At 73.7% G+C, this 7,650-nt stretch carries 7 protein-coding genes; 4 read left to right on the top strand and 3 right to left on the bottom strand.

Going from position 1 to position 7,650, the window contains the following annotated elements; translation table 11 throughout:
• The first annotated feature begins 23 nt into the window (after positions 1–23).
• The 4 genes from asnB to BJ981_RS09565 are packed head-to-tail and all read left to right on the top strand — an operon-like array spanning position 24 to position 4,636.
• Complete coding sequence (asnB, locus tag BJ981_RS09580; protein WP_184610047.1) at positions 24–1,844, top strand: asparagine synthase (glutamine-hydrolyzing); 1,821 nt, start codon at positions 24–26, stop codon at positions 1,842–1,844.
• A 25-nt stretch (positions 1,845–1,869) separates the two neighbouring features.
• On the top strand, positions 1,870–3,144 hold the full coding sequence (locus tag BJ981_RS09575; protein ID WP_184610045.1) for an MFS transporter: 1,275 nt from the start codon (positions 1,870–1,872) through the stop codon (positions 3,142–3,144).
• Positions 3,141–3,929, top strand: coding sequence for a methyltransferase domain-containing protein (locus BJ981_RS09570; protein ID WP_184610043.1), 789 nt, complete (start codon positions 3,141–3,143; stop codon positions 3,927–3,929). The genes BJ981_RS09575 and BJ981_RS09570 overlap by 4 nt, the downstream gene beginning before the upstream one ends.
• Positions 3,926–4,636 carry a thioesterase II family protein gene (locus tag BJ981_RS09565; RefSeq protein WP_184610041.1) on the top strand — a complete coding sequence of 237 codons (711 nt, stop codon included), beginning with the start codon at positions 3,926–3,928 and terminating at the stop codon, positions 4,634–4,636. Before BJ981_RS09570 ends, BJ981_RS09565 begins: the two co-directional genes overlap by 4 nt.
• Before the next feature lie 41 nt (positions 4,637–4,677).
• On the opposite strand, the gene BJ981_RS09560 is transcribed toward BJ981_RS09565, so the two are convergent.
• From BJ981_RS09560 to cseB, 3 genes are all read right to left on the bottom strand, one after another.
• A complete protein-coding gene (locus tag BJ981_RS09560) occupies positions 4,678–5,568 on the bottom strand; it encodes a D-alanyl-D-alanine carboxypeptidase family protein (protein WP_184610040.1) in 891 nt (296 codons plus the stop codon).
• Between the two features lie 103 nt (positions 5,569–5,671).
• Positions 5,672–6,973 carry a sensor histidine kinase gene (locus BJ981_RS09555; protein WP_184610038.1) on the bottom strand — a complete coding sequence of 434 codons (1,302 nt, stop codon included), beginning with the start codon at positions 6,971–6,973 and terminating at the stop codon, positions 5,672–5,674.
• Positions 6,970–7,635 (bottom strand): two-component system response regulator CseB, encoded by a 666-nt coding sequence (gene cseB, locus BJ981_RS09550; protein WP_204070658.1) that lies wholly within the window; start codon positions 7,633–7,635, stop codon positions 6,970–6,972. The genes BJ981_RS09555 and cseB overlap by 4 nt, the downstream gene beginning before the upstream one ends.
• Between the last annotated feature and the right edge of the window lie 15 nt (positions 7,636–7,650).

Below are 7,650 nucleotides of genomic sequence, written 5' to 3'. Positions count from 1 at the left end.
CCCGAGCGGCAAAGGAAATCACGATGTGCGGCGTCACCGGCTGGATCGACTTCTCCCGCGACCTCGCCCTCGAGCGGCCCACGGTCGAGGCCATGACCCGCTCGCTGCACCGGCGCGGCCCGGACGCGGAAGGCGTCTGGATCGGCCCGCACGCCGCGCTCGGGCACCGCCGCCTCGCCGTCGTCGACATCGAGGGCGGCGCCCAGCCCATGGAGGCGCGCGGGCAGGGGGAGGACGCGCCCGTCGTGCTCACCTATAGCGGCGAGCTGTACAACTTCCGCGAGCTGCGCTCCCAGCTCGCCGGGCTCGGCCACCGCTTCCGCACCTGCTCCGACACCGAGGTCGTGCTGCGCGCCTACCTGGAATGGGGCGCGGCGTTCGTGGACCGGCTCGCGGGGATGTACGCGTTCGCGATCTGGGACGGCCGGCGCGAGGAACTGCTGCTCGTCCGGGACAGGCTCGGCGTGAAGCCGCTGTACTACCACGCCTACCCCGGAGGGCTGCTGTTCGGCTCCGAGCCCAAGGCCATCCTCGCCAACCCCCTGTTCACCGCGCGGACCAGCGAGGAGAAGCTGCCCATCCTGTTCAACCCGCGGCTGGCGATGCCGTGGGAGACGCCGTTCCTCGGCATGAACCAGGTGCAGCCCGGCCACCTGGTGCGGGTGGACCGCTCGGGCGCGCACGAGACCCCGTACTGGCGGCTGGTCAGCAGGGAGCACCGCGACGACCACCCCACCACCGTGCGCACCGTCAGGGAGATCCTGGAGGACGTCGTCGTCCACCAGCTCGTCGCCGACGTGCCGCTGTGCGCGCTGCTGTCGGGCGGCCTGGACTCCAGCGCCCTCGCGGCGTTCGCCGCCGCGCACAAGCCGGGGGGCCTGCGCACCTACGCGGTCGACTTCACGGGCGCCGACGCCGACTTCCGCGCCACGCCGCTGCGCCCGGAACGCGACACGCCCTTCGCCCTGGCCGCCGCCCGCCACCTGCGCGTCGACCACACGACCGTCACCCTCGACCCCGGGAGGCTGCCCGAGGCGATCCCCGCCGCGCTGGCGGCGCGCGACATGCCCACGCTCGGCCAGTTCGACACCTCCATGTACCTGCTGTTCCAGGAGATCAGGCGGCATTCCACGGTCGCCCTGTCCGGCGAGGCCGGGGACGAGGTGTTCGGCGGCTACCCGTGGTTCTTCGACCGCGAGACCGTCTTCGGCGACACCTTCCCCTGGCTCGGCAACGCGCCCCGCCTGACCGACTGCCTGGCCCCCGACGTGCGCGCCCGGGTCCGCCCCGGCGACGACGAACGCGACAGGTACCAGACCCTGCGGGCGCGGGTGCCCCGCCTGCCCGGCGAGTCGGGGCTGCAGGCGCGGATGCGCGAGGTGCTGTACCTCAGCCTGCAGGGGCCGCTGCTGTACCTGCTGGACCGCAAGGACCGCATGAGCATGGCGCTCGGCCTCGAGGTGCGGGTGCCGTTCTGCGACCACACACTGCTGGAGTACGTGTGGAACGTCCCGTGGAAGATGAAGGTCGCCGACGGGCGCGAGAAGAGCCTGCTGCGCTCCGCGGTCGCCGACCTGCTGCCGCGCGAGGTGCTGGAGCGGCGCAAGAGCGGCTACCCCGCGACCTTCGCCCCGGCGCACGCCGAGGCGGTGCGCGGCGCGCTCACCGCGCTCCTCGACGACAGGACCTCTCCCCTGGACGGCCTGCTGGACGTGCCCAAGGTGCGCGCGCTCGCCGAGGGCCGCACCGAGATGATGACCATGGCCGACAACCTCCATCTGCTGCTTCCGCTCATCGAGGTGGACCGCTGGCTCCGCGCCTACGACGTCACGCTGACCGCCTGAACCCCCCCTTCCAGGAGTGACGACCATGCGGGACCGGACGTCCCACCCCCCGCTGAGCCGGCGGGGCGACTTCCTCAAGATCTGGGGCGGGCAGTCCGTCGCGCTGCTCGGCTTCGAGATCAGCGAGATGGCGCTGCCGCTGCTGGCGATCCTGGTCCTGCACGCGGGGGCCTCCGACCTCGGTCTTCTCAACGCCGCGCGCTGGCTGCCTTTCGTGCTCGTGTCGCTGTGGGCGGGCGCCTGGGTGGAGCGGCGCCGCCGTATCCCCGTCATGATCGCGGCGGATCTCGGACGCGCGGCCCTGCTCGGCGTCGTGGTCGTCCTCGCGCTGGCCGGAGTGCTGAACCTGCCGGTGCTGGTCGCCGCGGTGTTCCTGCTCGGCGTGATGACCGTGTTCTTCGACGTCGGCCACACCACCGTGCTGGTCAGCGTCGTCCCCCGTGAGCAGTTGGTGGAGGCCAACGGCCGGCTGCAGGCGTCCGGCTCGGTCGCCCAGGTCGGCGGGCCCGGGCTCGGCGGCCTGCTCGTCCAGTGGGTGACGGCCCCCGTCACGCTGCTGGCGCAGGCCGGCGCCTTCCTGGTTTCGGCCGGGTTCCTCAGCGCCACCCGCGTCGAGGAGCGGGTGGATCCCGCGCCCGCGGGCGGCCCGGGCGCCGTCGCCGCCGTCAGGGAAGGGCTCGCGGCGTCGTTCCGCGACCCGCTGCTGCGGTCGCTGGTCGGCGTCGGCGCGCTGTTCAACATGTTCAGCCAGTGGGTCGTCGCGATGTTCCCCCTGTTCGCCGTGCGCGACCTGGGCCTCAGCGCCGGGCTCATGGGGCTGATCGTCTCGGTGGCGGCGGTCGGCGGCCTCGCCGGGTCGATGACCGTGGCCCGGCTGACCGCCAGGCTCGGCCCGGGGAGGGTCGTCGTCCTGTCCACGGCGGTCGCCTCGGTGCCGTTCGTGCTGGTCGCGCTCACCCCGGAGCGTACGGAGCTCGCCGTGCCCTGGCTGATCGGCGCCTTCGCCGTCGCCGGGTACGGCTGGACCGTCGGCGGCATCATGATGACCAGCCTCCGGCAGGCCCACACGCCGCACGGCGTCCTGGCCCGGGTGAACGCCACCTACCGCTTCCTCGGCTCCGGCCTCGTCGCCGTGGGCGTCTTCGCGGGCGGCCTGCTCGGCCAGGCGACGAGCCTGCGCGTCACCCTCCTCGCCGGGGCGGCCGGCGCGATGACGGCGTTCGCGTGGAGCCTCGTCTCGCCGCTGCGCCACCTGAAGGAAATGCCAAGCCAAGCACAGGCCGTAGAGGAGGCCAGGTGACCTCGGAGATGATCGGCGCGTTCGCCCTCGAAGCGGAGCTGTACGACGAGCTCCCCTTCCGCAGGAACCAGCCCGACGTGGAGTTCTACCGCGGCCTGGCCGGGCCGTCCGGCGGGCCGGTACTCGACCTCGCCTGCGGCACGGGCAGGGTCACGCTGCCGTGCGCCCGCGAGGCGGGAGAGGCGGTCGGCGTCGACCTCGCGCCCGAGATGCTGGAGCGTGCGCGCGCGAAGGCGGTCGAGCAGGGCCTCGACGGCGCCGTCGCCTTCGTCGAAGGCGACATGTGCACCGTCCGCCTGGACCGGACCTTCCCCCTGATCGTCATGGCAGGGCAGCCGCTGTTCTTCCTCTCCACCGACGACCAGCTCCGGGCCGCGCTGGACACCGTACGGGCCCACCTCGCGCCGGGCGGGCGCTGGGCGGCCGGGGTTCCGGTGCTGACGCACGCGGCCATGCTCGACATGCAGGACAAGATGCGGTTCGTCTGCGAGGTCCGCCACCCCCGCACCGGGCAGCGGGTCGTCATCTGGGACTACACCTCCGTCACCGAGGTGACCCAGGTGGCCACGCGCCGGCGGATCACGGAGATCCTCGACGAGGACGGTCTCGTGCTGGAGCGGCGGCACTCGGTGCAGACGCTGTACTACCGCCATCCGGCGGAGCTGCAGCGGTTCATCCGCGAGGCCGGGTTCCGGCTGGAGCGGGTCCACGGCGCCTACGACGGCCGTCCCTTCGGTCCCAACTCCGGCCACCTGGTCTGGGTGGCCACGGCCGGCGATCGGTGAGCGCGCGGGCGAACCGCACGGCGGCGGTCGTGGCCTTCCCTCCCGGAGGCGGCGGGGCCGGCATGTTCGCCGCGCTGCGCAAGGCTCTGCCCGATGGCGTGGGGCTGACCGTCCCCGACCTGCCCGGCCGGGGCCGCAGGACGCGCGCCCCCGAGGCCCTGACCGTGGCCGGCCTGGCCGCCGAGATCGTCACCGAGCTGGAGCCCACGATCGCCGAGCGCCCGTACGCGGTGTTCGCCACGTGCTTCGGCACCATCGTCGGCCTGGAGGTGGTCTGGCAGGCGCTGGAACGCGGGCTGCCCGCCCCGCGGGTGCTCGTGGTGTCCGGGAGGCGGCCTCCCGACACCGCCCCCGGCTTCGAGCCCTTGGACCGCAGGTCCGACGCGGAGATCCTCGACCGTATGGGGCGGGCCTGGCCGCCGGGGATGCGGGACATGGCCCCTCAGCTGCAGGCCCTCATGCTGCGGCAGATCCGCCGCGACAACGCGCTCGGCCTCGGCTACGCCCACCGGCCGCGCGGCCCGCTGCCGGTCCCGGTCGTCGCCCTCCACGGCGCCGACGATCCCGAGCTGGAGGCGGCGCACATGGACGACTGGCGCGCCCACACCACCTCCGCCTTCCGGTTCCGCCTGGTGCCGGGCGGCCACTACTTCTACCTGTCCCGCCCCGGCGAACCGGCCGAGGAGCTGACCGCGCCGCTGGGCTGACACCCCGGCGCCCGCCGGGCGAGATGACCCGGCCGCGCCGCTCACGCGCCGCGGCTGACGAGAGGGGATTCCTGGAGCCACTGTTCGACCGCGGCGCTCATCTTCTCGCCGGCCTCCAGGGCCGCCGCCTTGGCGGCGGCCGGGGTGACGCCGGTCGCCTGGCCGAGGATCACGCCGAGCACCAGGCGGCTCCGCACGTGGGAGGCCCACATCAGGTTGCCGCCCGCGGCGGTGCCCGAGCCGGTCTTGATGCCGATGACGCCGTGCCTGTTCAGCAGCGTGTTGGTGTTGGGCAGCCTTCTCGCCTCGCCGGGGACGGCGGTGTCGGCCTGTGCCACCACCTGGCGGAAGACGGGGTCGCGCATCGCCCGCGCGGCGAGTTTGAGCTGGTCGGTCGCGGTGCTGACGGTGCTGTCCTCGTTGCCGCTCGCTCCCGTGTACCTGGTGTCGTCCATGCCCAGGCGGTGGGCGGCGGCGTTCATCCGCGCGACGAAGCGCGGCTGCGAACCGGCGTCCCAGCGGGCCAGGAGGCGGGCCACGTTGTTGCCGGACGGCACCATCATCAGTTCCAGCAGGGGGCGCAGCCGTATCCGCGCGCCCTCCCTGACCGGGACGGTGGACTCCTGCGGCGCGTAGGACTCGTCGGCGGCCGTGTGGTCCACCGTGATCGCCGGGCCGTCGTCCCCGGGCCTGAGCGGGTGGCGGCGCAGGATCACGTAGGCGGTCATGACCTTCGCCACGCTGGCGATGGGGACGGGGCGCGGGTCGCCGCTGACGCCCAGGCTGCCCACGCCCTCCACCTCGACGGCCGCCTGGCCTTCCGCCGGCCATGGCAGCGGTACGCCGGGCACGGCGGCTCCGAAGACGGACGGCGCGCTTCCGCATCCGGCAAGGACGCTCGCCAGCAGGAGGAACATCAAGGAACGTCGCATAGCGGACAGCTTGTGCCGCTCGTGTGTCCGTACGGCCGTGCCCGTGTCTCCGCCCGGGCTTGACCGTGTATCAGCCGTGTATCAGCCCGGGTCGGCGCCTAGGTCAGCGTGACGGGCCCGGCGCCTGGCGGGGGAGGCGGAGGGTGGCGGCGGCGCCGCCGTCGGGGGCGTTGGCGAAGGTGAGGCCGGCGCCTATGACGCGGGCCTGGCCCAGTGCGATCGTGAGCCCGAGGCCGTGGCCGCGGCCGCGTTCGGCGGCGCCGGTGCGAAAGCGTCTCGGCCCGTCGCTCAGCAGCTCCGGGGGGAAACCCGGCCCGTGGTCGCGCACCTCGATCACGTGGTCGCCCACCGTGATCTCCACGGGCGGCTCGCCGTGGCGGTGGGCGTTGAGGACGAGGTTGGCGACGATTCTGTCCAGACGGCGCGGGTCGGTCTCGGCCACCGGGTCGCCCGAGGCCACCACGCGCGCCTCCACCCCCACGCGGGCCGCGGACCGTTCGGCCAGCTCGGCCAGCGGCACCCGGATCCGCTCGGCCGCCTCGGCGCCCGCGTCCAGCCGGGACACCTCCAGCAGGTCCTCGACCAGCGCGCGCAGCACGCGCAGCCGGTCGCGCACCAGATCGGCGGCCTCGCCGTCCTCCAGCAGCTCGGCCGCGGCGAGCATGCCCATCAGCGGGGTGCGCAGGTCATGGGCGACGTCGGCGGTGAACCGCTGCTCGGCCAGCAACCGGTACTGAAGGCTCGCCGCCATGGAGTCCACGGCGGCGGAGATGCCGGCGATCTCGTCGGACCCGGCCCAGCGCGCCAGGCCGCGCGGGTCCGCGACGTCCCCCTTGCCGCCGACGCGTGCGTCCAGGTCGCCGTCCGCGATCCTGCGGGCGGTGACGGCGACGCGCCGCAGCCGCCGGTTGGCGAGCTCGGCCAGGCCCACGGAGACGGGCACCACGACGACGAGCGCGGTCAGCGCGGCCTGGACCATGGCACGGTCGAGGGCGCGCAGCCTGAGCAGCTCCGAGCCCATCTCGATCTGGGAGATGGCGACGCGGCCGCCGTCCACCCACTGCGCCGCCCACATCCACGGCTGTTCGGGCTTCCGGTCGTCGTACCAGGTGGCGGACGACGGCCAGGGCGTGGACGACGCCGCGGCGAGCCGCTCGCGCAGGGGCGGGGGCAGGTCGTCCGGCGACCTGATCCATTCGGTCCACGAGGAAGACGGCTCGGCGGGCGCGCCCGCGCGGTGGTTCTCGGCGACGGCCACGGCCGACTCCAGGGCCCGCCCCTCGCCCAGCCACATCGCGCGCTCAAGGGTCGTGCGGTGGACGAGAGCGCCCACCACGGCCGCGACCGCGCAGCAGGCCAGCGTGATCAGTGCCGCGACCTTCCAGCGCAGCGAGACCGACCTCATGACCGGCGCAGTTTGTAGCCGAATCCGCGCACGGTCTCGATACGGTCGGCGCCGATCTTCTTGCGCAGCCGCTGCACGCACAGGTCGACGACGCGGCTGTCGCCGTCCCACCCGTAGTCCCACACGTTGCGGAGCAGAGTGGCGCGCTCCAGCACGATCCCGGGGTTGGCCGCGAACTCCAGGAGCAGCCGCAGCTCGGTCGGCGCCAGCTCGACCGGCCGTCCGCCGAGCCGCACCTCCAGCGCGGCCGGGTCCACGGTCAGCTCACCGAACGTGAGCACGCCGGACAGGGGGGCGGGCGTGGTGGCGCGGCGCAGCAGCGACCTGATCCGGGCGACCAGCACCGGGATGTCGACGGGCTTGACGACATAGTCGTCGGCCCCGGCCTCCAGCCCCGACACCACGTCGAGCGAGTCGCCGCGCGCCGACATCATCAGGATCGGCGCCTGACTGGACTCCCTGATCCTGCGGCACAGGCCGATGCCGTCCAGCCCGGGCAGCATCACGTCGAGCAGGAGCAGGTCGTGGCCGCCTGCGAGGAAGGCCTCCAGGCCGCTCAGACCGTCGGCGGCGGTGGCGAGACGGTAGCCGTACCGCTCAAGGGCCATCGCGACGGTCTTGCGGATCACGTCGTCGTCCTCGACGAGCAGGATGGAGGTCACCCTGTACCTTACGCG

Source organism: Sphaerisporangium krabiense, from assembly GCF_014200435.1.
GTDB lineage: Bacteria > Actinomycetota > Actinomycetes > Streptosporangiales > Streptosporangiaceae > Sphaerisporangium > Sphaerisporangium krabiense.
The sequence above is the reverse complement of the archived record's forward strand: the minus strand, read 5'-3'. Positions and strand labels throughout refer to the sequence as shown.

Coding starts and splice junctions, on each gene's coding strand:
- BJ981_RS09560 (WP_184610040.1), bottom strand. CDS start 5,568: ATGCGACGTTCCTTGATGTTCCTCCTGCTGGCGAGCGTCCTTGCCGGA.
- BJ981_RS09575 (WP_184610045.1), top strand. CDS start 1,870: ATGCGGGACCGGACGTCCCACCCCCCGCTGAGCCGGCGGGGCGACTTC.
- BJ981_RS09555 (WP_184610038.1), bottom strand. CDS start 6,973: ATGAGGTCGGTCTCGCTGCGCTGGAAGGTCGCGGCACTGATCACGCTG.
- asnB (WP_184610047.1), top strand. CDS start 24: ATGTGCGGCGTCACCGGCTGGATCGACTTCTCCCGCGACCTCGCCCTC.